Below are 25,410 nucleotides of genomic sequence, written 5' to 3'. Positions count from 1 at the left end.
GCGGGCCGCAGACGTCCACGGCAGGAAAATCCTGCCGAATCAAATCACTGTGTGGTTAACCATAAAGAATCAGAGGATTGATTCCGTGACAAGACCCTATCAAAAGGGACGAACCTTACGCGTCGCTTGCGAAGGCAAAAAAGCCCGGAATTTCAGGCAGAAAATCCGGGCAATTTTTTTATTAAACTTTGCCGAGAAACTCTTCTACGCGCTCGCCGTCGCGGAACAAACCGAGACGCTTGATCTCCCAATGGAGGCGAATCCCCGAGTTCTCGAAAACTTTTGCGCGAACTGTCTCGCCCAAAGTCTCCAGATCATGCCCGGTCGCGGTGCCAGTATTGATCATAAAATTGCAGTGCATCTCCGACATCTGGGCACCGCCGACGCGCAATCCACGACAGCCAGCCTTGTCGATTTCCTTCCAGGCAGATGTGCCCTCGGGGTTCTTGAAAGTTGAGCCGCCGGTCTTTTCGCGCACAGGCTGCACCGTCTCACGGTGATGCTGCACTTCGTCCATGGCGCGCTGAATATCCTCGCGGTCACCCGGAACGCCCTCGAACAGCGCCGAGGTGAATATCAGCTCCGGCGATGCCGAAGAATGGCGATAGGCATAGCCCATATCAGCGTTGGAAAGCACATGCAGCTCGCCCTTGCGGTCAAGCGCCCGCACTTCCATAACGCGCTCGCGTGTTTCCACGCCATTTGCGCCCGCATTCATGCGCAACGCCCCGCCAATGCCACCAGGAATGCCGTGGTAGAAATGGAAGCCCGAAAGGCCTGCTTCGAGCGCCGCCGCAGCCACGCGCTTGTCTGGCGTCGCTGTGCCTGCTCTGAGCTGCGTCTCGGAGACGCGCTCCACCTCGCCAAAGCCCTTTGCGGAGAGCCTGACAACAAAGCCAGGCACGCCGCCATCGCGGACGAGCAGATTGGAACCGATACCGACCACGAGGATCGGTATTTCTTCCGGCACAGCCTTCAGGAAATTCGACAGGTCTTCCTCATCGGCAGGCTGGAAAAGAACCTGTGCCGGGCCACCGGCACGGAACCAGGTGATCTTGTCCATGCCCGTATCGGGCGTCAGACGCCCGCGCAGGCCCGACAGCTTGCCGTCGAGCTTCTTGAGAAGCGTCTCGCCGCTTTCCATCGGGTGATAGTCCATTACTTCTTACCCTGTTCGGCGAGTTCTTTGGGCAGCGCATAGGCCCATTGCGTGATGTTGCCCGCACCGAGACAGACCACGAAGTCGCCCGGCTGCGCGATAGAAGCAACGAGCGGGGCCAAAGCTTCCGGTCCGCTGGCATAACGCGCATCGCGATGGCCCGCAGTCTTGATGCGGCTGACCAGCGTTTCGGAGTTCACGCCTTCGATGGGGTCTTCACCGGCCGTATAGACCGGCGTGACGATGACGGTGTCGGCATCGTTGAAGCATGCAGCAAATTCGTCGAACAGGCTGTGCAGGCGCGTATAGCGATGCGGCTGCACGATGGCGATCACACGACCGCCCGCCTGGCTTGTGGCTTCGCGTGCGGCTTTCAGCACTGCGCGGATTTCCACCGGGTGATGTCCGTAATCGTCGAAAATCTCGACGCCGTTCCACGTACCCGTATGGGTGAAGCGGCGCTTCACGCCACCGAATGAGCCGAGGCCGCGACGGATATCGTCGGCGGATATGCCCAGTTCATGCGCGACCGCGATGGCAGCCGTTGCGTTGGAAACGTTGTGCTGGCCAGGCATCGGCAGGCGCAGATCCTTGATTTCAACTGTCTCGCCCTTACGCGAACGGATGACCACGTCGAACAGGTTCGCCGCACCTTCCATGCGCTGATTGACGAAGCGCACTTCGGCCTGCGGGTTCTGACCATAAGTGATGATGCGGCGGTCTTCGATACGGCTGACGAGCGCCTGCACTTCCGGATGATCGAGGCACATGACGCCAAAACCGTAGAACGGCACATTCTCCACGAACTGCGCGAAAGCGGCACGCACATTGTCGAAATTGCCGTAATGGTCGAGATGTTCCGGATCGATATTGGTTACAACCGCAATATCGGCGGGCAGCTTGAGGAAGGTGCCGTCGCTTTCGTCGGCCTCCACCACCATCCAGTCGCCGTCACCCATGCGGGCATTGGTGCCATAGGCGTTGATGATGCCGCCATTGATGACGGTTGGATCGAGATGGCCTGCATCAAGCAGCGCCGCCACCATCGACGTGGTGGTCGTCTTGCCATGCGTGCCGCCAATGGCGACCGCACGACGGAAGCGCATCAGCTCGGCCAGCATTTCAGCGCGGCGCACGATGGGCAGAAGCTTTTCACGTGCAGCAGCCAATTCCGGGTTGGTCTTCTTGATTGCGGTCGAAACAACGATGACTTCCGCGTCGCCGAGATTTTCAGCCTTGTGACCAACGAAGACCTCAATGCCCTTCTCGCGCAGACGCTGCACATTGGCGCTGTCCGACTGATCCGAGCCCTGAACCTTGTAACCGAGATTATGCAGCACCTCGGCGATACCACTCATGCCGATGCCGCCAATTCCGATGAAATGGACGAGCCCGATGTTCAGCGGCATTTTCATGGCCGAGTTCCTTCTTTGAATTCCTGGACAGATTTTCCTGCTGCAATAGCCTCTGCCAGATCGGCAAGCAACCGCGCAGCATTCGGCTTACCGACGCTTTTTGCAGCTTTTGCCTGATTTTCGAGCCTTTCGGGCTCATTCATCGCCGATTGCAGGATTTGCGCAAGGCGTTCGGGGGAAAGGTCCGCCTGTCGCACAACCTCGCCGCCGCCAGCGCTGGCGAGTGCAGCAGCATTGGCCGCCTGATCGTGATCGAGCGCATGGGGGAACGGCACCAGAATGGCCGGACGACCAATCACGGTGATTTCCGAAACGGTCGATGCGCCGGAGCGCGAAATCACGAAATGCGCATCCGCCATGCGTGCGGGCATATCGTTGAAGAACGGGGCCACATCGGCTGGAATGCCAAGCTTCTTGTAGGCCTCGCGCACGGAAGCTTCGTCTTCCTTGCGCGCCTGCTGGGTGATCAGAAGTCGCGCACGTTCCTTTGCGGGCAACAGAGCAACAGCAGCCGGTATCGCATTCGAGAAGAACTGCGCACCCTGACTGCCGCCGAAAACCAAAAGACGGAAACGCTCATCCGGCTTTGCGGGCTTGTAAGGAGTGGCGGCTGCCGCCAGCACAGGCGGGCGCACCGGATTGCCGGTCGTCACTGTCTTGTCGGCAAAGGCACCGCCTGTTTCCGGCAGAAAGCCGCCTGCAATCGCCTTGACGCGCCCGGCAAGGCCTTTGTTGGCGCGGCCCATCACGGCGTTCTGTTCATGCACCAGCGTCGGGATATGCATGTTGCTGGCCGCATAAAGCGGCGGCAAGGTCGGATAGCCTCCGAAACCGGCGACAAGCTGCGGCTTCAGGCGGCGGAACAATTTGCGCGAGTCGAGATTACCCTGCCACAGCGACCAGAACGTCTTGAGAAGCGCAATCGGATTGCGGCCCGCAATGGTCGCGGAACGGATCACATGCACATGGCTTTCATCGAAAGCGCCGGCAAAACGCTGCGCACGGGCGTCGGTCGCCAGATGCACGTCCCAGCCGCGTGACTTCAATTCATGCGCCAGCGCTTCCGCCGGAAAAAGATGGCCGCCCGTTCCCCCGGCGGCCAATACGATAACACCTTTACCCATCAGCCCCTCACAGCGCAGGAATGCGCTCGCCTCGACTTGAACCAATGTGCCCGACCGTATGCGTCATGCGCGCTTCCGGACGGCGACGGGTGAGCGCCAGCAGGATGCCCATGGTGATGGCAATCGCCACCAGCGACGAACCGCCATAGGAAATGAACGGCAGCGTCATGCCCTTTGCGGGCATCAGGTGCAGGTTCACCGCCATGTTGATGATCGACTGGAAGCCGAACAGGATCACGATGCCCGACACAGCGAGACGCGTAAACGCATCGCGTTCCTTGAGCGCGATCGAAAGTCCGCGCACCACGATGAAGGCAAACAGGAACATGATGATCATGCACAGGATGATGCCATATTCTTCCGCAGCCACGGAGAAGATGAAGTCGGTGTGGCTATCGGGAATGATGCGCTTGACAGTGCCTTCGCCGGGCCCCTGCCCGAACCAGCCGCCACGCAGAATGGCTTCGCGCCCGGCATCGACCTGGAACGTATCGCCCTCGCCCGTCATGAAGCGGTTGATACGACCGGCCACGTGGTCGAACACGAAATAAGCGCCGAAACCACCGCAGACGGCGAGCCCGCCGAGAACCAGAATCCAGAACATCGGCAGGCCAGCGAGGAAGAACATCGCACCCCATGTACCGGTGGTCAGCATGGTCTGGCCAAGATCGGGCTGCAGTACCAAGAGACCCGCAACGGCACAAAACAGCATCATGGCAAGGAAATAACCTGGCATGTCGCCGCCGCGTTCGCGCTCGGAGAAAAGCCATGCGCAGACGACCACAAAGGCGGGCTTCATGAACTCGGACGGCTGGATGGAGATACCGGCCAGATTGACCCAGCGGCGCGCGCCCTTCACTTCAATACCGAAGAAGAGAGCCGCAACCATCAGCACCATGGAAACGGCAAGCAGGATCAGCGCGAAACGCCTGATCTGCCGAGGCGAAAAGAACGACACACCGATCATGACGATGACGGCCGGTATCATGAAGACGGTCTGGCGCTCCACAAAATGGAAGCTGTCGAGACCGATACGCGAAGCCACAGCCGGGCTTGCCGCAAAGGACAAGAGAATGCCAAGCCCCATCAGGGCCAGACAGGCTACGAGAAAGAAGCGGTCTATTGTCCACCACCAGTTGGCAACAGGACCGCGATCGACACGGCTTACCATCAGCTTTCTCCTCCAATTGGCATTATACCGGGAAGTGCCAATACGGCGCTGCGGAAGGCATCGCCGCGTTTTTCAAAATTCTGAAATTGATCGAAGCTGGCGCAGGCTGGCGAGAGCAGCACAACCGGTTCCGGCGCTGCATCATTGCCCGCATCGCGCGCGGCATGGTCCACGGCCACGGCCAGCGTATCCGAAATCTCGAACGGCACGCTGTCACCGAGCGTCGCGGCAAACTGCGCTGCGGCCTCGCCGATCAGATAGGCTTTCGCAATGCGCGGGAAAAACCCGCCGAGAGACTCGATACCGCCCGCTTTCGGCACGCCGCCAGCGATCCAGTAGATGTTATTCGAAAAGGACGAGAGCGCCGGAGCGGTCGCTTCGGCATTGGTCGCCTTGGAATCGTTGACGAACAGCACCTTGCCGCGCCGCGCCACCTGCTCCATGCGGTGCGCCAGCCCCGGAAAGCTTTTCAGTCCAGCGCGAATTTCATCGAGCGACAGGCCAACCGCAAGACAGGCCGCCACAGCTGCAAGTGCGTTCTGCGCATTATGCGCGCCGCGCAGCGAACCGATCCCGGCCAGCGAGGCCAGTTCCTCAACCTTGCCTGCCTCAGCATGCATCAGGGTCGACCTGTCGGCAAAATAACCGCTGTCGAGGTGCTTTTCCTTGGAAATCCGCGCGACATTGACGCCGTTCGCCGCCAGATTTTCGGCAATCGCCGTGCAATAAAGATCGTCAACGCCGATAATCGCCGTGCCGCTGGCCGCAACCAGCCGCGCCTTGATGGCCGCATAGTTTTCCATCGTGCCGTGACGGTCGAGGTGATCCGGCGTCAGGTTCAGCAGAATTCCGGCAGTCGGGTTCAGCGATGGCGCCAGATCGATCTGATAGGACGAGCATTCAACCACATAGAAGCGGTTGGCCGCAGGCGGGTCCAGCGTCAGGATTGCCGTGCCGATATTGCCGCCAAGCTGCATGTCACGACCAGACGCCTTGATGATATGGGCGATCAGCGCCGTGGTGGTCGATTTGCCGTTAGTGCCGGTAATGGCGATGAACGGGCAATCGGGTGCGATATGATTGCGCTCGCGCACGAACAGTTCCACGTCGCCGATAATCTCGACGCCTGCGGCATGAGCAAGATCGACCGTCCAATGGGGCTTCGGATGGGTCAGCGGAACACCGGGCGAAAGCACAAAGGCAGCGAACTGTGACCAGTCCGCCTGCCTCAGATCGCCTGTTGCAATGCCTGCGCCTTGTGCGCGGGCCACACTGTCGGGATTATCGTCCCAGGCAATGATCTTCGCCCCCCCGGCCACAATGGCCTTGGCCGTGGCGATGCCCGACCCGCCCAATCCGAAGAGGGCGACAGTCTTGTCTTTAAGGGCGGTGATCGGGATCATTCTTCTTGCCTGTCGATACTGGTCTTGTTGTTATCTGAGCTTGAGGGTGGAAAGGCCGATCATCGCGAGAATGATGGCGATGATCCAGAAACGGATCACAACCTGACTCTCGGTCCAGCCCTTCTTTTCAAAATGGTGGTGGATTGGCGCCATCAGGAAGACGCGCTTGCCGGTCAGCTTGAACGAGCCAACCTGAATGATCACCGAAAGCGCCTCCATCACGAACAGACCGCCGATGATGGCGAGCACGATTTCATGCTTGGTCGCAACGGCCACGGTGCCGAGCATGCCGCCCAGTGCCAGCGAACCGGTGTCGCCCATGAAGATAGCGGCAGGCGGCGCATTGAACCACAGGAAGCCAAGGCCTGCACCGATCACTGCGCCCAGCACCACGGCGAGTTCACCTGTGCCCGGCACGAAATGAATTTGCAGATAATCTGCGAAGATCGCATTACCGGAAAGATAGGCGATGAAGCCGAAGGAAGCTGCGGCAACCATGACCGGCACGATGGCCAGACCGTCGAGACCGTCCGTCAAGTTCACGGCATTGCCCGCGCCAACCATCACGAAGGCAGCGAACGGGATGAAGAACCAGCTCAGATTGATGACAAACTGCTTGGCGAATGGAAACGTCAGCGAGGAGGAGAAAGGCTCCTGCCCTGCGCGCATGATGACGAAGGCGGCAATCGCTGCGATCAGGAATTCAATGCCCAGGCGCGCCTTGCCGGAAAAGCCCTTGTCGGACTGCTTCGTCACCTTGAGATAATCGTCATAGAAGCCGATAGCGCCGAAGCCCACCGTGACCAGCAGCACAACCCACACATAGACGCTGGCGAGATTGGCCCACAGCATGCACGAAATGAGAATGCCGGTCATAATCATCAGACCGCCCATGGTGGGCGTACCGGCTTTCTTGAAATGGGTCTGCGGGCCGTCCGCGCGGATCGGCTGCCCCTTCCCCTGACGGACGCGCAACGAATTGATGATCGTCGGGCCGAACAGGAACACGATCAGCGCCGACGTAATCATTGCGCCGCCGGTGCGGAAGGTGATGTAGCGGAACACGTTGAGCGGTGTCATGTGTTCAGCGAAGAAGGTGAGAAGCATCAGCATGTGGAGAAAATTCCCTCGACCATCGCCTATTCCGCCGGTTCAACCGGCGGAAACTGGTTAGTGAAAGCCTTGACGATTTTGGAGAAGCCGATTCCCTTGGACGATTTCACCATAACGACATCGCCAGGACGGACCGCCTTTATCACCAGCGGCAGTAATTCTTCGGTGCTCTGCCTGTATTCGGTGTGAATTTCAACCGGCAAGGCGTTTTTAAGCACCGACATTTCAGGGCCGCCGATAAAAAGTGAACTCACTTCGGCATCCACGATCGGACGTGCGAGGTCGGCATGCAGCTTTCCGGACTGGCGACCGAGTTCCAGCATGTCGCCAAGAACGGCAATGCGTCGTCCTTTCGGACCTTCCGGCTTGGACGACTGGAGCAATGCCAGCGCCGCACGCATGGAAGTCGGATTGGCATTGTAGCTTTCGTCGATCAGCGTGAACGTGCCACCATCGGGATGTTGCAGCACATGCTGCGCGCCGCGCCCGCCTTCTGCCGAAAGGGTCGCCATGGCCATGGTCACCTTGGCGAGATCAGCACCGACGAGGTCGCAAGCGCCAAGAACCGCCAGCATGTTCTGCACAATGTGACGGCCCGGTATGCTGACCTTTACGACGGCTTCGTGATTGCCGATCTTGACCGTCATGCAGGAGCATGTCGGGTGCAGCTTGACTTCGCGCAGGCGATACTCGGAGCGCGGATTTTCGCCGAATGTCGGAATGTGCTCGACGCCAGCTTTTTCCGCCAGTTCTTCCAGTTGCTTGAAACGCTTGTCGTCACGGTTCAAAAGCGCATAGCCGCCCGGAACAATGCCTTCGAAAATCTCGGCCTTGGCGACCGCGATTTCCTCCAGATTGGCGAAATGGCCAAGATGCGCAGGCGCGATCAGCGTGATCAGAGCCACATGCGGACGCACCATCTTCACCAGCGGACGAATTTCGTCATGATGGTTCATGCCGATTTCGAACACGCCGTAATCGGTATCCGCTGGCATGCGCGCAAGCGTCAGCGGCACGCCCCAATGGTTGTTGAAGGATGCGACCGAGGCGTGGACCTTGCCGACGCCGGACAGAACATGGCGCAGCGCTTCCTTGGTCGTCGTCTTGCCGACTGAACCTGTCACCGCAATGATCTGCGCCTTCGAGCGCGCACGCGATGCGATGCCCAGCTTGGTCAGCGCTTCAAGCACATCTTCCACGACGATCATCGGCACTTTGAGATTACCGAAAGCAGGCAGGCGATGCTCGGCCACCACCAGAAGCCCGGCACCCGCCGCCATTGCAGCGGTGGCAAAGTCGTGGCCGTCGAACAGGTCGCCCTTGATCGCGAAGAACGCCTCGCCGGGTTTCAGCGTGCGGCTGTCGATGGAAATGCCGGTGATGCCTTTAGGGAGCTTGCCGAAAGGCCTGCCTCCCATGGCGTCAACCATATCAGCCGATGACCACAGCCAGTCTTTCATCCCTGACGCTCCTCAAGACGGGCGGCCAGTGCGGCTGCAACTTCCGCATGATCGGAGAATGGCAGGGTAATGCTGCCGACAATCTGGCCTTCCTCATGTCCCTTGCCCGCAACCACCAGCGTGTCGCCCGGCATCATCATGGACACAGCAGTGAAGATCGCTTCGCGACGATCACCAATTTCAGTCGCGCCAGTCGCCGCAGCCATGATTTCCGAGCGGATTTGCGCCGGAACTTCCGAACGTGGATTGTCGTCGGTGACGATCACCACATCGGCAAGACGCGAGGCGATTTCGCCCATGATCGGGCGCTTGCCCTTGTCGCGATCACCGCCACAGCCGAACACGACGATCACGCGACCGGTGGTGAACGGACGAACAGAAGTCAGAACATTTTCAAGCGCTTCCGGCTTATGTGCATAATCGACATAGGCAGGGGCGCCATCTTCAGTCGCGCCCACCAGATCGAGACGACCCGGCGCGCCCTTCAGGCGTTCCAGCGCGCGCATGGCGGCGGCGGCAGGCACGCCCGTAACCATGGCGAGACCAGCGGCAACCAGCGCATTCGCCACCTGAAAATCACCGGCCAGCGGCAGCTCGATTTCGAAGATTTCGTCGCCGATGCGCACTTCGACATGCTGGCGGAAACGCTCATGCTCAACGCGCTTCAGATTGATGAAATTGCCCTTGCGGCCAACGGTCTTCACATCACAACCGGCAGCGGTCGCCGCATCGATAGCCTGTTGCGAGAAATGATCATCGGAAAAGATGATCGCAGGCGCGCCCTTCGGCAGCAGCGTATCAAACAGGCGCATCTTCGCGCCAAGATATTCTTCAATGGTCGCGTGATAATCCATGTGATCACGACCGAGATTGGTGAAGGCGCCAGCAGACAGTTTCACGCCGTCGAGACGACGCTGATCAAGCCCGTGCGACGAGGCTTCCATTGCGGCATGGGTCACGCCCTCGTCGGCCAGTTCGGCCAGAACGCGCTGAAGCTCCACCGGATCGGGTGTCGTCAATGAATTATAGTCGCTGCGGGTCGGCGAAAACACGCCCGTGGTGCCGATATTGGCAGCAGGAAAACCTGCATAGGCCCAGATCTGACGCGTGAAGGAAGCAACGGAAGTTTTGCCGCTGGTGCCAGTGACGGCAACCATCATCTCGGGCTGCTTGCCATAGAACTGTGCCGCAGCGGTGGCCAGCGCGTGACGCGGATCGTCCACATGCAGAACCGGAACGCTCGCATTGTCGATGGTTGCATCCTTGGCCGCGATCACGGCGGCTGCGCCGCGCTTGATTGCATCCGCAGCAAATGCTGCTCCATCCGCCTTCACGCCTTTCAGCGCGGCGAAGAGAAAACCGCGTTCGACCTTGCGGGAATCCGAGGTCACGCCCGTGATTTCCACCTCACCGTCGGTGCCGGAGGCCAGTTCCGTAAAAAGAGCGATTTCCTTCAGTTTCATGGCAATCAAATCCAAATTTCGTTGCGTACCCAAGCTATGCTGCGCGAATCAGTCGTATTCGTTGGAAACCATTGCTGGCGGCAATTCCTGTTTTAAATCAGGCCCGCCGCTCATATTGCTAACAGTTGCCGGTTGCGCATCCAGTTCGAAGTCAGGTTTGACGCCCAGGAAGGATGCCGAGCGGCTGATGATTTCATAGACCATCGGCGCAGCATTGAAGCCCGCGGTCGCACCGAATTTGCCCTGTTCCGGCTTCGGCTCATCGATGATGGTCAGCACGACATAGGCCGGATCTTCGATCGGGAACGAAGCAAGGAAGGCGTTAAAGCGCGAATCCTTCGAATAGCGACCGTGAACCACCTTTTCAGCCGTACCCGTCTTTCCGCCGACGCGATAGCCCGGAACGGCTGCGCGCTTACCCGAACCGCCCGGCGCCGTGGCATTGAGGCGGTAGAGATAACGCATATCAGCAGAAACTTGTGGATGAACGACCTGCTTCTCTCCGAGCGCAACCGTTTCAGCCTGAGACCGCATCAGGAAGGTCGGGTTGAACAGCTTTCCGCCATTCATAAGTGCTGCCGCACCCACTGCCGTCTGAAGCGGAGTCGTCATCATGCCGTGACCAAACGAGATGGTCATCGAATGAACCTTCTTCCAGACGCGCGGCTCGACCGGACGCGCCACTTCCGGCAATTCCGTCTGCATGCGGTCAAGAAGACCCATCTTCTTGAGGAAGGCGCGGTGGCCTTCGATGCCGACGGCATCGGCTTCGCGACCCGAACCGATATTCGACGAGAAGATGAAGACTTCCGGCAGTGTCAGCCAGCGGCCCTTGCCGTGGAAGTCGCGGATGGTCTGGCGACCGAACACCAATGGACGCGTTGCATCGAGCTTCGACTGCAAGGTGAACTTGCCGGAATCGAGCGCCATGGCCGTCGTGAAGGTCTTGATGGTCGAGCCCATTTCATAGGTGCCCGCCGACATGCGGTTCAAACGATCCTTGTCGAGCGCATTGACCGGGTTGTTCGGATCGAAATCCGGCACCGAGGCCATGGCGATCACTTCGCCGGTCTTGATGTTGAGAACGACGGCACCGGCAGCAATAGCGCGATAGCGCTCCATAGCCTTGACCAGAACGTCGCGCATGATGTGCTGCACGCGAATATCGATGGACAGGCGCACCGGCTCAAGCGATTGGCCGGTTGCAAGACCAGCAAGACGAAGATCGGTCAGGCCCTGGCTGTCGATATATTTCTCCATACCGGCAATGCCCTGGTTATCGACATTGACCAGACCGAGAATATGCGATGCGGTCGGACCGCCCGGATAGAAGCGGCGCTTTTCGGTACGGAAGCCGATGCCTGGCACGCCGAGCGCCATGATCTGGCTCTGTTGCTTCGGTGTCAGGCCGCGCTTGACCCAGACGAAGCCTGCGCCGCTCTTGAGGCGCTTATAGGTCGCTTCCCAATCCAGATCGGGCAGCACCGTGGACAGCATCTCGATGGTTTCATCCGGATCGACGATCTTGCGCGGTTCGGCATAAAGCGAAGCGGTGTTGATGTCGGTCGCGAGAATTTCGCCGTTACGGTCCAGAATATCCGGACGCGAGGCGAGCTGATGCACCGCCGGGCCGGAAGCGTCTTCGTCCTCACCGCCGATCATGCCGAAATAGACGAGCTTGCCGCCAATCACGCCATAGATACCGACGAAGCAGGCAATCGCCATCCACAAACGATTACGAGCACGATTGCCGTGCTTTTTACGCGAACCGACAAAAGCCATGTTGCCAGCCAGCTTTTCATCGCCGACCGGCTCCAGACCGTCCATCGCATTTTTATTCTTCTTCTTGGAGAGACCGAGTTTCAGCCGCATGATCAGTGCTTTGCCCCGCTCTTCTTCTTGATGCTACCGGTTGTGATCTTGTCCTGTTCGAGCACGCCGCTTGCGACCAGTTCATCGGTGCCGGAGATGATTTTCTGGATGTCGTCCAGCGGACGCTCTGGAATATCGGCAGCGCTCAGGATAAGCTGCTCGGCCACGATCGGCTGCAGGTTCAGTTCTTTTTCATAGACGCCGGTCAGGCTTTGCAGGCGACCCGGCTGCGTCATCAGTGCCCAGTCAGCACGCAACAGCGTAATCGTATCGCGCTCGGAATTGATCTGGCGCGTCAGCTTGGCGATGACCGCGACCTGTTTTTCGGCGTCATACTTGATGGTGTAGGTGACAGCTGCTGCCACCAACATCGCCGCAATCATGATGAGATCAAAAGTACGCAGCACTCGTTCAACTCCGGCCCAGTTCATGCGTTTCAGGCAATTTGGGGAGCCCGAACAGCGAAAGATCATCTTCAAGCGGCGGATTTACAGTCCGCAGTCCGGCGCGCAGCTTCGCCGAGCGCGCACGTGGATTGCTGGCTTCTTCCTCCGGCGTCGGCCCGACAGCGCCTTTGACGGCGGGCGTAAAACTCGGATGACGCACATGCGTTTCCGGCATGTGGCGCGAACCCGCGCTACCGCCTGCGCGATCCGCGAAGTAACGCTTCACCATGCGGTCTTCGAGTGAGTGGAATGTCACCACCACCAGCCGTCCGCCGGGTTTCAAAACCTGTTCGGCAGCCAAAAGTGCACGGGCCAGTTCGCCCAACTCGTCATTCACATAGATGCGCAGCGCCTGAAACACCCGCGTTGCGGGATGAATAGGTACCTTAGGATTACGACCGACCAGCGATTCGATGGCATTGGCGAGATCAAGCGTGCGGCTGAAAGCCTGCGCTTCGCGGCGCTTCTCGATCATCCGTGCGATGCGCCCGGCATGACGTTCTTCGCCGAGGAAATTGAATATACGCGCCAGATCACCCATTTTCAGACGATTGACGACATCGGCAGCACTGGGCCCTTTGCTTGACATGCGCATGTCGAGCGGTCCGTCCTTCTGGAAGGAGAAACCGCGCTCGGCTTCATCGATCTGCATCGACGAAACACCGATATCGAGCACAACGCCATCCACCTTGCTGCCTGCTCCCTTCACTTGCGCGACCGCTGAATCCAGCGCCGAAAACCGGCTTTCCACCAGATGCAGACGCCCCGGAAACTGCTTTTCCATGGCGCGTCCGGCTTCGATGGCCGTCGGATCGCGGTCTATCGCGATCACTTCGGCCCCCTCATCCAATATGCGACGGGTGTAGCCGCCTGCCCCGAAGGTGCCATCGACGATAACTTCGCCGGGCTGGGGCTTGAGAGCGTCAATCACCTCGGAAATCAACACCGGAACGTGACGGACTTCAGCCCCTTCGGCTTGAGATTTGTCTCCGCCGAGGCTCGCCATCATTCCGTTCCTTTCCCGGGAGTTGCCCCCGCTATCCTGTGTTCTGTCTGTGGATTCCGGCCTTTTGCCGTCATGGAGACGATCAGGCGGATTCGTTCGTCAGTTATCGGATATTAAGCTTAATGAAGCGTTATCCTTTGCATCAGCGCACAGGAATATTGAAGGGAGTAAGGGAGTAAGGGAGTAAGGGAGTAAGGGAGTAAGGGAGTAAGGGAGTAAGGGAGTAAGGGAGTAAGGGAGTAAGGGAGTAAGGGAGTAAGGGAAGAGGATCGCGGGCGCTCGTTCGGCGCAAGCGATTTTTTTAGAGGCTCCGAGTTCCTACCCTATTCCCCTATTCCCCTATTCCCCTATTCCCCTATTCCCCTATTCCCCTATTCCCCTCCACACTATTGACGCATCACCCGTCTGCCATTATTAAATGCAAATAGTTTGCAAGTGCATATTGGTAATAAAGGTCTTTATAATGACACCCCATGGTGCGGGCCCATCCGAAGGTCACGACGTCACCTTTGAAGGCTGGCGGCGGGATCGAGGCGAAGCCTCTATGTCCGATGTTCATCGTTCCGTGGCGGTCAACCGTTCCGGGTCACGCTTTCGCAGGGCCATGGCCTTTGTTGGTCCCGGCTATCTTGTCGCCGTCGGCTATATGGATCCCGGCAACTGGGCGACCTCGCTCGCCGGCGGCTCCCGCTTCGGCTATGCGCTGCTTTCGGTCGTACTTCTGTCCAATCTGATGGCCGTTCTGCTGCAGGCGCTGTGCACGCGACTTGCAATCGCCACCGGGCGCGATCTGGCGCAAGCCTGCCGCGACGCCTATCCGCGCATTCTCGCCTGGCCGCTATGGCTTCTGGCGGAACTCGCAATCTGCGCCACCGATCTTGCGGAAGTCATCGGCACGGCCATCGGCCTCAATCTTCTGTTCGGCATTCCGCTCGAAATCGGCGTCATCATCACCGCCGCCGACGTGCTTCTTGTGCTCTATCTGCAAAACAAGGGCTTCCGCCGCGTTGAAGCGCTCATCATGACGCTTCTGGCCGTCATCGCGATCTGCTTCCTGGTCCAGATCCTGATGGCGCAGCCAAAATGGAATGAGGTCATTCTCGGATTTGCGCCAACGGTCGAGATCATCCGCAATCCGGACATGCTTTATATAGCGCTCGGCATTATCGGTGCGACGGTCATGCCGCATAATCTCTATCTGCATTCCGGCATCGTGCAGACCCGCGACTATGGGCACACCACCGCTGAAAAGCGCGAGGCCATTCGCTATTCGACGCTCGATTCCACCATCGCACTGACTTTTGCGCTGCTGGTCAATGCATCGATCCTGATCCTCGCGGCAGCCAGCTTCAACGCGACCGGGAATACCGGCGTGGAAGATCTCGACAAGGCCCATGCCCTGCTCAACCCGCTGCTCGGATCATCGCTTGCGCCAACGCTTTTTGCCATCGCGCTTCTCTGCTGCGGTCTGAACTCGACCATCACCGCCACCATGGCCGGGCAGATCGTCATGGAAGGCTTTATCCGCATCCGGTTGAAACCGTGGCTGCGCCGCGCCATCACACGCTTCGTGGCCATTGTTCCCGCAGCTGTTGTCACGATCATGTACGGGTCGCAGGGCACGACGGAACTCCTGATCCTGTCGCAGGTCGTACTAAGCCTGCAATTGCCTTTCGCGGTGATACCGCTGGTCATGTTCACCGCAGAAAAGAAGAAGATGGGATCGCTGGTCGCGCCGCGCTGGGTCACCTTCCTCGCGGCCATCACTGCCATCATCATTGTCGTGCTGAACCTGAAGCTCATCTACGATTTCTTCAGCGGCGTGCCGATCTGATCCATCTGGAGCGCATCCCGAAAAGTGTGAAACGGTTTTCGGAAAAGATGCGCGTTAAATTAAAGGACTACCGCAGCGCCTCCCAAGCAACCGCGCCGCAGAAAGAAAAAGCCCGGCTCAAAGCCGGGCTTTTTCTGATCGTAAAGTAGTGTCAGCCGGTCTGTAAGCCGGGTTCTGTATGGCCGGGCTTTCGCCCGACGTGGCAGCCATTCATCTGGGACGGATGTCGCCACCCGCCTCTTGCAACCCACCCGGACGACTGATCCGGAAACCGATTGCCGGTCCTTGCGAACCGGCGCGCCGTCCCTATTCGGTTTTGCTCCCGGTGGGGTTTACCGTGCCGTCTCCATTGCTGCAGACGCGGTGGGCTCTTACCCCACCCTTTCACCCTTACCTCGTCATCCCTGTCGTTGCAGCTTTTGCACAACGATACGGAAGACGAGGCGGTTTACTTTCTGTGGCACTATCCCTGGGGTCGCCCCCGCCGGGCGTTACCCGGCACCGTATTTCCATGGAGCCCGGACTTTCCTCACCTGCCGCCTTTCGGCATATGACAAGCGCGGCTGCCCGACCGACTGACACCGCGTATAAATTCGCTTCTGTCCGAAAAAGCAACAGAAAAGCCGGTAGCAAAACCGCTACCGGCTTTTCGTTCACATCAAACGGCTTGAAACTCTACGCAACCGCCGACGTAAATTCTGGAGCGAACTCCAAAAGCTGTATTTAAAGCCCGGCCATATATGCCTTCACCGAGCTGCAATATTTTGCAGAGATCGGGTTCATGCGCGTTGCGCCATGACCGGCATTGTATTTCAGGATCGTGCCGCAGGTGCTGCCGCCGCCGAGCTTCTGCGCCATGGCGAGATACTTCATGCCGTACTGGATGTTGGTCGCAGGCTCATAAAGCCCCTTGGCCGAGCCGGAATAGCCCATGGCGCGCGCCGTCGAGAGCTTGATCTGCATCAGGCCGATTTCGCCTGCAGCACCGCGCACATTCGGCTGGAAATTGCTTTCGTGGCGCACGACAGCATGAGCGAGCGAGGACGGCACGCCATAGGTCGAAGCGTAGCGGTTGATGATCTGCGAATAGCTTCCGCCGCTCTTGGTCGAACGGCTGGAGCCACCGGACTTGGAACCCTTGCCCACAGGCGCAGCACGGTTGGTGATGACCGACACCTTTTTAACCGAAGTCTTTGCCTTATCGGCCTCAGCAACTTTGTTCTGCTGACGCGCCTTGAGAAGAGCTGCGAGGTTGGTTGGTTCACTTGCAGGGGCGCTAAGCGCCGGATTCAGGCCAAACGAACTCATCGCGCCAACAAGGGCGCTAACAATAACAAATTTTACTTTCATAACCTACCGTCTTGGAACGTTTCTTATGGGGGAGCGCCCGTCTTGGGGGGAGACGATCCCGTTTATTCAGGTCCCGGTTGGTATAGGCTCTCAAGGCCCATTTCCGCCGGGATTAATCGATGATCTGACGGGGAAATGCAGCCGAAGATTGGTTGCAAAAGTAAAATCGTCTTACAGGTTGTAACAAAACTGATTCAAACGGGCGCAATTCGGCACCCCTCCGCACAGGCGGAGCCGGAAAAGTGATTCGGCTAAATTTTTGAAAATTTGAACGAAATTCGAATTAAATTGCGAAAGTCATCCCGCTACCGCCGCTCAATCAGGCGGTAACATTTTGCCGGGAAAAAATCAGTCTGTAGAGGGTATCTATGGTAGAAACATCGGCCACACCGTCTACATTTTGTGGCCGAAAGTGACGCTGAAATGCCTTAACCACCGTTTCCGTGTCCTCATCGAAGACACCAGTGATCTCGATCCCATAGCCGTAGAGCGCCAACATGGACTGCAAGGCCTCCACAGGCTGCCCCTGCTCGCCCCGCGCCAGAAACCGTCCGCCACGGATCGAGGTCGGCTCAATGAAGTGGCCAATGCCCGCCTCATGCAGACGCTTCCACGGAAAGTTGTGGCCCGGATCGGTCTTGCGCGCCGGTGCGATGTCCGAATGCGCAAGCACGTTTTCCGGCGCAATGGCATAACGCTCGCAAATATCACGGCAAAGGCCAATGACTGCCTCGATCTGCGCATCCTTGAAAGGCGGATAGTCTTCCAGATTCCCCGGATTGACGATTTCAATGCCGATGGAGGCTGAATTGATGTCGGTCTCGCCCTTCCAGAAGCTTTTGCCTGCATGCCAGGCACGGGCCTTTTCCGACACCATCTGCGCCACTTGCCCGTCCTCATGAACGAGATAATGGGCCGAGACCTGCATCTCTGGCGATTTGAGAATGTCGACGGCCTCCTGAGCGGTCGCCAGACCCGTATAATGCAGGATCAGATAGACAGGCATTTTGCCGTCACGACGCGGACCGAAATTAGGCGAAGGATCGAGCGCAGCGCCCGCAAAGTCGGCCTGTTCCAGCGCCAGTTCTGCCAGATCCTGATCCTCGTCCCGAAATTCGGTTGCGCCGCTCGTTTCCTGCATTACGCAGCCTCCAAATGCTTTTCTATGCTTGCCCAGGCAGCGTTTATGGCAGCAAGACGCGCATTGGCAATAGTAATGAATTCCAGCGGCAGACCTTCCGCGACCAGCCGGTCGGGATGATGCTGCTTGACCAGCGTCCGATAGCGGCTGCGCGCATCATCGAACGACACACCGCGCTCAAGGCCGAGAATGGCGTAAGGATCGCCCTCGCCGCGCTGCACATGCCGTATCGCGATGCGGTCGAAGGCAACCTCGTCAAAACCGAAGATGCCTGCAACCTCGGTCAGAAACGCCATTTCCTTCTCATGGACATAGCCATCGGCCTTGGCGATATGAAACAGCCCGTCAAGAATATCTTCCAGAAGATGGCACTCGGTCTGCCCTTCCTGACAGAGACCGGCCAGTTGGCGGGCATAGCTTTCAAAGCCTGCCACATCCTGCTTGGCCAGATCATAAAGCCGCGCCACATGGGCAGTTTCTTCCTGCGGTACCGCGAAAATATCCTGAAAGGCCCGTATCTCGTCCTGCGTCACGACCCCGTCGGCTTTCGCCATTTTGGCGGACAGGGCGATCATGGCAATGGAGAAGGCAACCCGCCTGCGTGTATCGGCATCGCCTTCAAAAACGGTGCGCACAGCCTCGATAACGCCTGTAATAGCGTTCGACGTCACAGACGCCACAAACTCACCGATGCGAACCCAAATCGACATGGTTCTGTTCTACAAAATTCCGTCGCTGCTGAAAACCGCCCGCATGAAGTGCGGTCGAAAAAACAATTATTTATATGCTCTTATCACCGGTCTGTGATGAGAAATGCGCCGCATCGAAAGATTATTGCGCTGAATGCGCTTCAAACATACAACCGGAACACTGGCCCAACTCAGTTGGATTGCACCGCGTTCTGGCGTTCAGTAAAAGAGCGTTGCGCTGTCGCGGCAGCCGCTTCCCCGGCTGCCTGAGCCTGTTCTTCATTCTGTCCAACCGATTTTGCGGCGGAAACGGCATTGGTGCGCGCCCGTTCGATGGCAGCAGCCTGTTCCTCAGGCGTGTTTACACCGGCATTGTCACGCAAGGCCTTGACGAGATCCGGACCCTTTTTGTCCGATGCGCCTTCCGCCGGTGCGGCAGGCTGCGAAACAGCGGTGCCATCCTGCGCCGGAGCAGCGGCCTTCTCGTCATTGCCCTTGCCGCAAGCAGCAAGCGCAACCAGAACAATGGCGGCAACGAAAAACAAGGTGTTACGGTTCATGATCAAAGCCATAACCGAAGACAGCCTGCGTTTAAACACGGAAATCGCTTGCGCGCCGTCTTTCCCGTAAAATGCCGCGGGTTCATTCATTCAATGCAAATCCTTCTGGGACAAATGGCGATCCAGTTTCCCGGACCGCCATCTGTATGACATTTACCACACGGGACTATGACAGCTCACCGGCTGCAACTTGCCCGCACTTGCTTGGTGCTAAATAACAATCCCGCTTAATTAGCAGGTGCGCTACCCGTACCGCCTGTACCCGTGCCCGGAGTAGCCGGAGCCGGCGTTGCAGGCGTGGTCGTCGTATCATTGTTCGAAGGTGCGGCAGGCGCAGCCGGTGCCGGTGCGGGAGCGTTGCTGGCGCCGTCATCCTTCTTCTCATTGCAGGCGGCAAGGCCCAGAAGCGACACGGCGGCAACAGACGTAATCAGAAACTTCTTCATATTGTCTCTCCTTCCTAGCGTGGGTTTGCTCGTTGCGAGCTTATCCCTGTTGAGCATGGCGCAATTTGCGCAGAACACCCCTCTGCTCTCTTCGTAGCTTTCTTCGTGTCCGGCCGGCTCCTTACCGGTCGATCACTTTTGCGGTTGGATCAGGCACAGAAGTCCTGTCGATACCCACCGTCACAGATGAAAACGGCAGCGAAGAGGAAAGGTTCTCTCAAATAGTCTTACCGTCCGTAATAAAACGCCAAGATTGCAGGCACTTACTCGTGCATTTCGCTGTCAGAAAGCGGTCATTAATCCGTCAATCCCCTGTCATGGCGCGATGTTTAACTTTTTGAAACCAAGCGCGGGATTCGTCCCAAAGGGGAATTTTATGGCCGACCAATCAGCTGACGGTACCATTCTGAAACGTGCAGTAACCCAGAACCATGTGCTTTCCCGCGCAGGTTTTTCGGAAAGATTGTTCGCCTGGCTCTTCAAGGGGCTGGTCTATCCGCAGATCTGGGAAGACCCCGATGTGGATATGACAGCGCTCGCAATTCAGCCCGGTCATCGCATTGTCACCATTGCGTCCGGCGGCTGTAACGCCTTGTCCTATCTCACCGCCGATCCGGCCCACGTCGAAGCCGTGGACCTCAACGAGGCCCACGTCGCCTTCAACCGGCTGAAACTCGCAGCGCTCAAGAACCTGCCCGATTACAGCGCCTTCTACCGTTTCTACGGCAAGGCAGACGACAAGACCAATCTTGCCGCCTACAAGCGCTTCGTGCGTCCGCATCTCGATGCCGAAAGCCGCGCTTATTGGGAAAAGCGCAAATGGAACGGTCGCCAGCGCATTTCGATCTTCTGGCGCGATCTCTATCGCCACGGCCTGCTGGGTGTGTTCATTGGCATGGGGCATCGCGTGGCGCGCCTCTACGGCATCGACCCGCGCGACATCCTGAAGTCGCGCACCATCGAAGAGCAACGCAGCTTCTTCGATACGGCGCTGGCGCCTCTGTTCGAAAAGCGCATGGTGCGCTGGGCAACAGCGCGTAAGTCCTCGCTGTTCGGCCTCGGCATCCCGCCCCAGCAATATGACGCGCTTGCCACCGCCGGAAACGGCAACATGGCCGAGGTGCTGCGCAGCCGCCTCGAGAAACTCGCCTGCGGCTTTCCGCTGACGGAAAACTACTTCGCCTGGCAGGCTTTCGGGCGCGGCTATAGCGGCGACGAGGAAACCGGCCCGCTGCCGCCTTATCTGTCACGTGCCAATTTCGAAACGGTGCGCGCCCGCGCCGACCGCATGACCGTCCAGAACGCCAATTACACCGACTTTCTGGCTGCCAAGCCTGCTGCATCGGTGGATCGCTACATCCTTCTCGACGCGCAGGACTGGATGAATGACAGTCAGCTCAATGCCGTCTGGACCGAGATCACACGCACTGCCGCGCCGGGTGCTCGCGTTATTTTCCGCACCGCCGCAGAACCGAGCCTGCTGCCCGGCCGTGTTGCACCGGAAGTCCTCGACCGCTGGGAATATCGCGCCGAAGAATCCCGCGCTTTGCACGACCGCGACCGCTCGTCGATCTATGGCGGCTTTCACCTCTATGTCCTGAAGGACGCCTGACATGCTGCAAAGCCCGGAAGGAAGCCGTGCGAGCGCACAGGGCAATGGTCAGGGTGCAAGCCATGCGCGTTTGATGGACAAGGTTTACCGCCATCAACGCCACTTTTATGATGCGACCCGCAAATATTACCTTCTGGGTCGCGACCAGATGATCGCGACACTCCATGTGCCAGACGGCGGCAACGTTCTGGAAATCGGTTGCGGCACCGGCCGCAACCTCGTCAAAACGGCGCAGCACTACCCCGATGCGAAACTCTATGGCATCGATATTTCAGCAGAGATGCTGGATACCGCCCGTAGCGCCGCCAAACGTGCTGGAATCGAAAGCCGTACTGAGCTTGAACTCGCAGATGCAGCGCAGTTCGACCCCGAACAACTTTTCCGTCAAACCGGCTTCGACCGCATCTTCATTTCTTACGCCATATCAATGATCCCGCAGTGGCAATCGGTCATTCGCGAAAGCATCCGGCATCTCGGACCGGCGGGTGAATTACATATTGTCGATTTCGGCGATCAGTCCCGCCTGCCCGGATGGTTCAAGCGTGGTCTCTACACGTGGCTCGACTGGTTCCATGTGACGCCGCGTCAGGACATGTTCGCCGTGTGTGAACGGCTTGCAGCCGAGCGCGGCCTGTCGGTGGAACGCCGCGTGCTTTATCGCGGCTTTGCGTGGATCGCCGTTATTCGCGCTTCAGCTTAAAATTAGGAGCAAGAACAGCACTGGGCTAATGACGACCGGTCGCGGATCGCGTAACCGTTGTAGGGACTGATTCGCGACACCGGAAACCCTGCATGAAACGTCTCATGAGCCGTCTGGCCAGCCGCAACTTTCTTGGCTCCTGCTTTGCCTCCTGCATGGGCGTCGTTCTGCTTTCGGCCTGTACGACGGTGGATTACGATTTTTCTGATGTGAAAAAGCACGGCACGGTCGCCCGCATTCCGCCGCCATCGGGATCTGTGAAGGCGCCACGCTTTGGCGACCGCGATCCGCATGACTGGACCGGCAAGACGCCGTGGCACTATCCGATCCACGGCACCGACGTTTCGAAATATCAGGTCAATACCGACTGGAGCGCCGTGCGCGCCAGCGGCATCTCCTTTGCCTTCATCAAGGCGACCGAGGGCGGTGACCGTGTGGATGACCGTTTTACCGAGCATTGGAATGGCACACGCGAGGCGGGCATTCCCCGCAGCGCCTATCATTTCTATTATTTCTGCCGTCCGGCCATCGAACAGGCGCGCTGGTATATCCAGAATGTGCCGCGCGATCCGTCCGCGCTGCCGCCTGTTCTGGATATGGAATGGAACCCGCAATCGCCAACCTGCAAATTGCGGCCCAATGCGGCGGTTGTGCGCAAGGAAATGCGCATCTTCCTTGCCGCGCTTGAAAAGCATTATGGCAAGCGCCCGATCATCTACACGACCGTCGATTTCTTCGACGACAATGATCTGCGCCAGATTCCCGACTATCCGTTCTGGCTGCGCTCGGTCGCCGGTCATCCGGATGAGAAATACGGCCCGCATCCGTGGACGTTCTGGCAATATACCGGCACGGGCGTTATTCCGGGCATCAAGGGCGACGCAGACATCAATGTCTTCGCGGGCGACGCCGCCACGTGGAAAAAGTGGCTGGAAAGCAACAAGGCCCGTTAAGACGGGCCTGTTTGACCTCACACATCAAGTTTTGCTTCATTTCCATGGCTTGTTGGGGCAATAGCTTTAGCAATCCTTGGAAGGGACCTGTTGCTCCCTGCAAAACGAGTGTGAGTTACCGATGAAGTTTGTTGCTTCCATCATGACAGCCGCCCTGCTCGCTTCGACCGCGGTGTCGAATGCGCAGACTGCCAATACCTCTCCGGCACCCGCGGCTCCGGCTGAAACTGCCATCAATGCACCCAAGCCAGAATGCGAAACCGATCTTGGCCAGTGGATCGAAAATCTGGCCAAGGAAGCGCGCGAAGCGGGCGTCGGCGAAAAGGGCATCAGCGAGCTGCACAAGGCTTCGCTTGAGCAGAAAGTGCTCGACCGGGATCGCAAGCAGACTGTTTTCAATCTGACCTTTACCGAATTTTCCAAGCGCCTCATCTCCGAAGCGCGCCTGAAAAAAGGCCAGGAAAATCTGGTCAAACATGCCGATGTCTTCAAGAAAGTTGAAGAAACCTACGGCGTGCCGGGTCCGGTTCTTGCCTCTTTCTGGGGCCTTGAAACCGATTACGGCGCAATTCAGGGTGATTTCGACACGCTGAACGCGCTCGTCACCCTTTCCTATGACTGCCGCCGTCCGGATCTCTTCCGTCCGCAGCTGATCGCACTGCTCAAGCTGTTCGACACGGGCGTTGTTGATGCGAGCACGACCGGCGCATGGGCTGGCGAAATCGGTATGATGCAGCTTCTGCCCAAGGATTATCTGGAGCGCGGCGTCGATGGTGACGGCGACGGCAAGGTCGATCTGAAGAACAGCGTTCCTGACGCCATGATGACCGCTGGTCGCATGATTTCCGAACTGGGCTGGAAGCGCGGCCAGCCGTGGCTGGAAGAAGTGCGCATCACCAAGGATCTGCCTTGGGAAGAAGCCATCCGCACCAATCGCAAGCCGCATTCCTGGTGGGCTGAGCAGGGCGTGACCGGCCTGAATGGTCCACTCGGACCCGATGACGGCGATGCCTCTCTGCTGCTGCCGCTTGGCCGCAAGGGCCCGGCTTTCCTGTCCTATTCGAATTTCGACGTCTTCGTCGAATGGAACAAGTCCATCGTCTACGCGACGACCGCCGCCTATTTTGCAACGCGCCTTGCCGGTGCGCCTGCATTCGATCCCGGCAATCCGATTCCGGGTTTGACACAGGAGCAGATGAAGGAGCTGCAAACGAAGCTTCAGGCACGCGGCTATGATATGGGCGCGAAGATCGACGGCGTTTACGGTCTCCTGACCCGCGATGCCGTGCGCGCCGAACAGATGCGGCTTGGCATGCCTGCCGATTCCTGGCCAACCCAGGAGCTTCTGGACAAGCTCTAAGCACATCATAAGGCGCGGGATCATCCCCGCGCCTTTTCCTATTCTGCTCTCATCACGAATGCCTGTTTCATGCTCACTACCCTGCTCGTCGTCCTGCCTGTATTTGCGCTCATTTTCTCCGGATGGGGCGCCTTCAAGCTGAAAATACTGGGACCACATGCCATTGCAGAGCTGAACCGCTTCGTGGTCTATCTCGCGCTGCCTGCGCTTTTGTTCGACATCATGGCCAATACGCATGGCAGCGAACTCTGGCAGCCGGGCTTCATCGCCGTCTTCCTGCTGAGCAGCGCCATCGCCTTCGTCCTGCCCTTTCTGGTGCGGCTGCGCGGAAAGCTGCCCCTTGCCGACACCGCGCTCGACGGACTCAATGCCGCCTATCCCAATACCGGCTATATGGGCATTCCGCTGTCGATGATCGCTTTCGGCTCTGGCGTTCTGGCCGCAACCACCATCTCCATCATCATCACCGTTTGCGTCACTTTCGCCTTTGCGATCGTGCTGATCGAAATCGGCCTGCAAACCGAAAAGAAGCCGTTTCATCTCGTCTGGAAAGTCGTCCGCTCGCTCATTCGCAATCCACTGCTGTTTGCACCAGCACTTGGAGCGATCTTCTCTTTCCTCGGGTTGACGATCCCCGCCCCTGCCGAAACTTTTCTGAAAATGCTCGGTGGCGCCGCATCGCCTTGCGCGCTTGTAGCGCTTGGCCTGTTCCTCGCACAATCGCGCAAGGTCGAGCGCGAAAGCGTCAACGCCATTGCCTTCCTCGTTTCGGTCAAGCTGATCGTCCAGCCGCTCGCCACATGGCTGCTTGCAGTCTATGTGTTCGGATTGCCGCCGCTGATGGCGGAAAGTGCCGCTCTTCTCGCGGCATTGCCGACGGGCACCGGCCCTTTCATGCTCGCCGAACATTACCGGCGCGAGGCGGCCATCACCTCCAATGTCATTCTCTATTCGACAGTCATTTCCGTGGTGACCCTGTCGGCGTTTCTCGCCCTGATCCGCTGACGAAAAGCGGGGGATCGCCGCAAACAGCCTGTGGAAATTGTGGCAATTGCCCCGTAAATCCTGTCAGTTCTGTGTCTTTTTCATGAAATGTGAACAGATTTTTCAGGTCAGAAATTTCAATAACTTAG

21 protein-coding genes, 1 other RNA gene and 1 pseudogene are annotated in these 25,410 nt (G+C 58.3%); 6 read left to right on the top strand and 17 right to left on the bottom strand.

All coding sequences use genetic code 11. The features are described from left to right. Window positions 1-181: 181 nt before the first annotated feature. From murB to rsmH, 11 genes are read right to left on the bottom strand one after another with little or no spacing between them, the layout of a single operon-like run. On the bottom strand, window positions 182-1,144 hold the full coding sequence (murB, locus tag FHW03_RS13235) for a UDP-N-acetylmuramate dehydrogenase (RefSeq protein WP_182521187.1): 963 nt from the start codon (window positions 1,142-1,144) through the stop codon (window positions 182-184). Window positions 1,145-1,158: 14 nt separating this feature from the next. Beyond that, a complete protein-coding gene (gene murC, locus FHW03_RS13230; RefSeq protein WP_182521050.1) occupies window positions 1,159-2,574 on the bottom strand; it encodes a UDP-N-acetylmuramate--L-alanine ligase in 1,416 nt (471 codons plus the stop codon). Next, the gene (gene murG, locus FHW03_RS13225) at window positions 2,571-3,698 is read right to left on the bottom strand and encodes an undecaprenyldiphospho-muramoylpentapeptide beta-N-acetylglucosaminyltransferase (protein ID WP_182521049.1); all 1,128 of its coding nucleotides are present in this window, start codon (window positions 3,696-3,698) and stop codon (window positions 2,571-2,573) included. Before murG ends, murC begins: the two co-directional genes overlap by 4 nt. Window positions 3,699-3,705: 7 nt before the next feature. Next, entirely contained in the window at window positions 3,706-4,869 is a 1,164-nt protein-coding gene (gene ftsW / locus FHW03_RS13220) for a putative lipid II flippase FtsW (RefSeq protein WP_182521048.1), read from the bottom strand. Beyond that, entirely contained in the window at window positions 4,869-6,272 is a 1,404-nt protein-coding gene (gene murD, locus FHW03_RS13215; protein WP_182521047.1) for a UDP-N-acetylmuramoyl-L-alanine--D-glutamate ligase, read from the bottom strand. The genes ftsW and murD overlap by 1 nt, the downstream gene beginning before the upstream one ends. 30 nt (window positions 6,273-6,302) lie before the next feature. After that, a complete protein-coding gene (gene mraY, locus FHW03_RS13210; RefSeq protein WP_151589353.1) occupies window positions 6,303-7,385 on the bottom strand; it encodes a phospho-N-acetylmuramoyl-pentapeptide-transferase in 1,083 nt (360 codons plus the stop codon). A gap of 26 nt (window positions 7,386-7,411) precedes the next feature. After that, complete coding sequence (locus FHW03_RS13205; protein WP_182521046.1) at window positions 7,412-8,845, bottom strand: UDP-N-acetylmuramoylalanyl-D-glutamyl-2,6-diaminopimelate--D-alanyl-D-alanine ligase; 1,434 nt, start codon at window positions 8,843-8,845, stop codon at window positions 7,412-7,414. Further along, window positions 8,842-10,314 carry a UDP-N-acetylmuramoyl-L-alanyl-D-glutamate--2,6-diaminopimelate ligase gene (locus FHW03_RS13200; RefSeq protein WP_182521186.1) on the bottom strand — a complete coding sequence of 491 codons (1,473 nt, stop codon included), beginning with the start codon at window positions 10,312-10,314 and terminating at the stop codon, window positions 8,842-8,844. Before FHW03_RS13200 ends, FHW03_RS13205 begins: the two co-directional genes overlap by 4 nt. A 42-nt stretch (window positions 10,315-10,356) precedes the next feature. Next, the gene (locus FHW03_RS13195) at window positions 10,357-12,180 is read right to left on the bottom strand and encodes a penicillin-binding protein 2 (protein WP_182521045.1); all 1,824 of its coding nucleotides are present in this window, start codon (window positions 12,178-12,180) and stop codon (window positions 10,357-10,359) included. Between the two features lie 2 nt (window positions 12,181-12,182). Next, a complete protein-coding gene (locus tag FHW03_RS13190; RefSeq protein WP_078339417.1) occupies window positions 12,183-12,587 on the bottom strand; it encodes a hypothetical protein in 405 nt (134 codons plus the stop codon). 4 nt (window positions 12,588-12,591) lie between these two features. Continuing rightward, window positions 12,592-13,635 (bottom strand): 16S rRNA (cytosine(1402)-N(4))-methyltransferase RsmH, encoded by a 1,044-nt coding sequence (rsmH, locus tag FHW03_RS13185; protein ID WP_182521044.1) that lies wholly within the window; start codon window positions 13,633-13,635, stop codon window positions 12,592-12,594. A gap of 460 nt (window positions 13,636-14,095) precedes the next feature. Here rsmH and FHW03_RS13180 point away from each other — a divergent pair, with 460 nt between their 5' ends. After that, entirely contained in the window at window positions 14,096-15,466 is a 1,371-nt protein-coding gene (locus FHW03_RS13180) for an Nramp family divalent metal transporter (protein ID WP_182521043.1), read from the top strand. Window positions 15,467-15,613: 147 nt separating this feature from the next. On the opposite strand, the gene rnpB is transcribed toward FHW03_RS13180, so the two are convergent. From rnpB to FHW03_RS13150, 6 genes and pseudogenes are all read right to left on the bottom strand, one after another. Then, an RNA gene (gene rnpB / locus FHW03_RS13175) (RNase P RNA component class A) lies at window positions 15,614-16,045 on the bottom strand. A gap of 144 nt (window positions 16,046-16,189) precedes the next feature. Beyond that, window positions 16,190-16,816, bottom strand: a complete 627-nt coding sequence (locus FHW03_RS13170; protein ID WP_182521042.1) for a transglycosylase SLT domain-containing protein — start codon at window positions 16,814-16,816, stop codon at window positions 16,190-16,192. Between the two features lie 319 nt (window positions 16,817-17,135). Continuing rightward, the gene (locus FHW03_RS13165; RefSeq protein WP_182521041.1) at window positions 17,136-17,957 is read right to left on the bottom strand and encodes an N-acetylmuramoyl-L-alanine amidase; all 822 of its coding nucleotides are present in this window, start codon (window positions 17,955-17,957) and stop codon (window positions 17,136-17,138) included. After that, complete coding sequence (locus FHW03_RS13160; RefSeq protein ID WP_182521040.1) at window positions 17,957-18,667, bottom strand: DnaJ family molecular chaperone; 711 nt, start codon at window positions 18,665-18,667, stop codon at window positions 17,957-17,959. Before FHW03_RS13160 ends, FHW03_RS13165 begins: the two co-directional genes overlap by 1 nt. Window positions 18,668-18,837: 170 nt before the next feature. After that, window positions 18,838-19,292, bottom strand: a pseudogene (locus FHW03_RS13155) (antifreeze protein). A gap of 141 nt (window positions 19,293-19,433) precedes the next feature. Continuing rightward, window positions 19,434-19,652, bottom strand: a complete 219-nt coding sequence (locus tag FHW03_RS13150; protein WP_113534689.1) for a hypothetical protein — start codon at window positions 19,650-19,652, stop codon at window positions 19,434-19,436. A gap of 376 nt (window positions 19,653-20,028) precedes the next feature. Here FHW03_RS13150 and FHW03_RS13145 point away from each other — a divergent pair, with 376 nt between their 5' ends. The 5 genes from FHW03_RS13145 (at window position 20,029) to FHW03_RS13125 (ending at window position 25,282) form a co-directional block, all read left to right on the top strand. Continuing rightward, window positions 20,029-21,264 carry a DUF3419 family protein gene (locus FHW03_RS13145; RefSeq protein ID WP_182521038.1) on the top strand — a complete coding sequence of 412 codons (1,236 nt, stop codon included), beginning with the start codon at window positions 20,029-20,031 and terminating at the stop codon, window positions 21,262-21,264. A gap of 1 nt (window position 21,265) precedes the next feature. After that, window positions 21,266-21,964: a class I SAM-dependent methyltransferase gene (locus FHW03_RS13140; protein WP_182521037.1), complete on the top strand. Its 699-nt coding sequence runs from the start codon at window positions 21,266-21,268 to the stop codon at window positions 21,962-21,964. 104 nt (window positions 21,965-22,068) lie between these two features. Then, the gene (locus tag FHW03_RS13135; protein WP_078338862.1) at window positions 22,069-22,917 is read left to right on the top strand and encodes a GH25 family lysozyme; all 849 of its coding nucleotides are present in this window, start codon (window positions 22,069-22,071) and stop codon (window positions 22,915-22,917) included. A gap of 121 nt (window positions 22,918-23,038) precedes the next feature. Next, complete coding sequence (locus FHW03_RS13130) at window positions 23,039-24,277, top strand: lytic murein transglycosylase (RefSeq protein WP_182521036.1); 1,239 nt, start codon at window positions 23,039-23,041, stop codon at window positions 24,275-24,277. Window positions 24,278-24,346: 69 nt separating this feature from the next. Next, a complete protein-coding gene (locus FHW03_RS13125; protein WP_078338674.1) occupies window positions 24,347-25,282 on the top strand; it encodes an AEC family transporter in 936 nt (311 codons plus the stop codon). The last annotated feature ends 128 nt before the right edge of the window (window positions 25,283-25,410 follow it).

The organism is Ochrobactrum sp. RH2CCR150 (assembly GCA_014138095.1).
GTDB classification, from domain to species: Bacteria; Pseudomonadota; Alphaproteobacteria; order Rhizobiales; family Rhizobiaceae; genus Brucella; species Brucella gambitense.
Note: the sequence above shows the minus strand (reverse complement) of the source record. Positions and strands in the feature narration are given on the sequence as shown.

Bases quoted from the DNA above. Each gene is read 5' to 3' on its own strand.
- murB (WP_182521187.1), bottom strand. From the start codon at position 1,144: ATGGAAAGCGGCGAGACGCTTCTCAAGAAGCTCGACGGCAAGCTGTCG.
- murC (WP_182521050.1), bottom strand. From the start codon at position 2,574: ATGAAAATGCCGCTGAACATCGGGCTCGTCCATTTCATCGGAATTGGC.
- murG (WP_182521049.1), bottom strand. From the start codon at position 3,698: ATGGGTAAAGGTGTTATCGTATTGGCCGCCGGGGGAACGGGCGGCCAT.
- ftsW (WP_182521048.1), bottom strand. From the start codon at position 4,869: ATGGTAAGCCGTGTCGATCGCGGTCCTGTTGCCAACTGGTGGTGGACA.
- murD (WP_182521047.1), bottom strand. From the start codon at position 6,272: ATGATCCCGATCACCGCCCTTAAAGACAAGACTGTCGCCCTCTTCGGA.
- mraY (WP_151589353.1), bottom strand. From the start codon at position 7,385: ATGCTGATGCTTCTCACCTTCTTCGCTGAACACATGACACCGCTCAAC.
- FHW03_RS13205 (WP_182521046.1), bottom strand. From the start codon at position 8,845: ATGAAAGACTGGCTGTGGTCATCGGCTGATATGGTTGACGCCATGGGA.
- FHW03_RS13195 (WP_182521045.1), bottom strand. From the start codon at position 12,180: ATGCGGCTGAAACTCGGTCTCTCCAAGAAGAAGAATAAAAATGCGATG.
- rsmH (WP_182521044.1), bottom strand. From the start codon at position 13,635: ATGATGGCGAGCCTCGGCGGAGACAAATCTCAAGCCGAAGGGGCTGAA.
- FHW03_RS13180 (WP_182521043.1), top strand. From the start codon at position 14,096: ATGACACCCCATGGTGCGGGCCCATCCGAAGGTCACGACGTCACCTTT.
- FHW03_RS13170 (WP_182521042.1), bottom strand. From the start codon at position 16,816: ATGAAAGTAAAATTTGTTATTGTTAGCGCCCTTGTTGGCGCGATGAGT.
- FHW03_RS13165 (WP_182521041.1), bottom strand. From the start codon at position 17,957: ATGCAGGAAACGAGCGGCGCAACCGAATTTCGGGACGAGGATCAGGAT.
- FHW03_RS13160 (WP_182521040.1), bottom strand. From the start codon at position 18,667: ATGTCGATTTGGGTTCGCATCGGTGAGTTTGTGGCGTCTGTGACGTCG.
- FHW03_RS13150 (WP_113534689.1), bottom strand. From the start codon at position 19,652: ATGAAGAAGTTTCTGATTACGTCTGTTGCCGCCGTGTCGCTTCTGGGC.
- FHW03_RS13145 (WP_182521038.1), top strand. From the start codon at position 20,029: ATGGCCGACCAATCAGCTGACGGTACCATTCTGAAACGTGCAGTAACC.
- FHW03_RS13140 (WP_182521037.1), top strand. From the start codon at position 21,266: ATGCTGCAAAGCCCGGAAGGAAGCCGTGCGAGCGCACAGGGCAATGGT.
- FHW03_RS13135 (WP_078338862.1), top strand. From the start codon at position 22,069: ATGAGCCGTCTGGCCAGCCGCAACTTTCTTGGCTCCTGCTTTGCCTCC.
- FHW03_RS13130 (WP_182521036.1), top strand. From the start codon at position 23,039: ATGAAGTTTGTTGCTTCCATCATGACAGCCGCCCTGCTCGCTTCGACC.
- FHW03_RS13125 (WP_078338674.1), top strand. From the start codon at position 24,347: ATGCTCACTACCCTGCTCGTCGTCCTGCCTGTATTTGCGCTCATTTTC.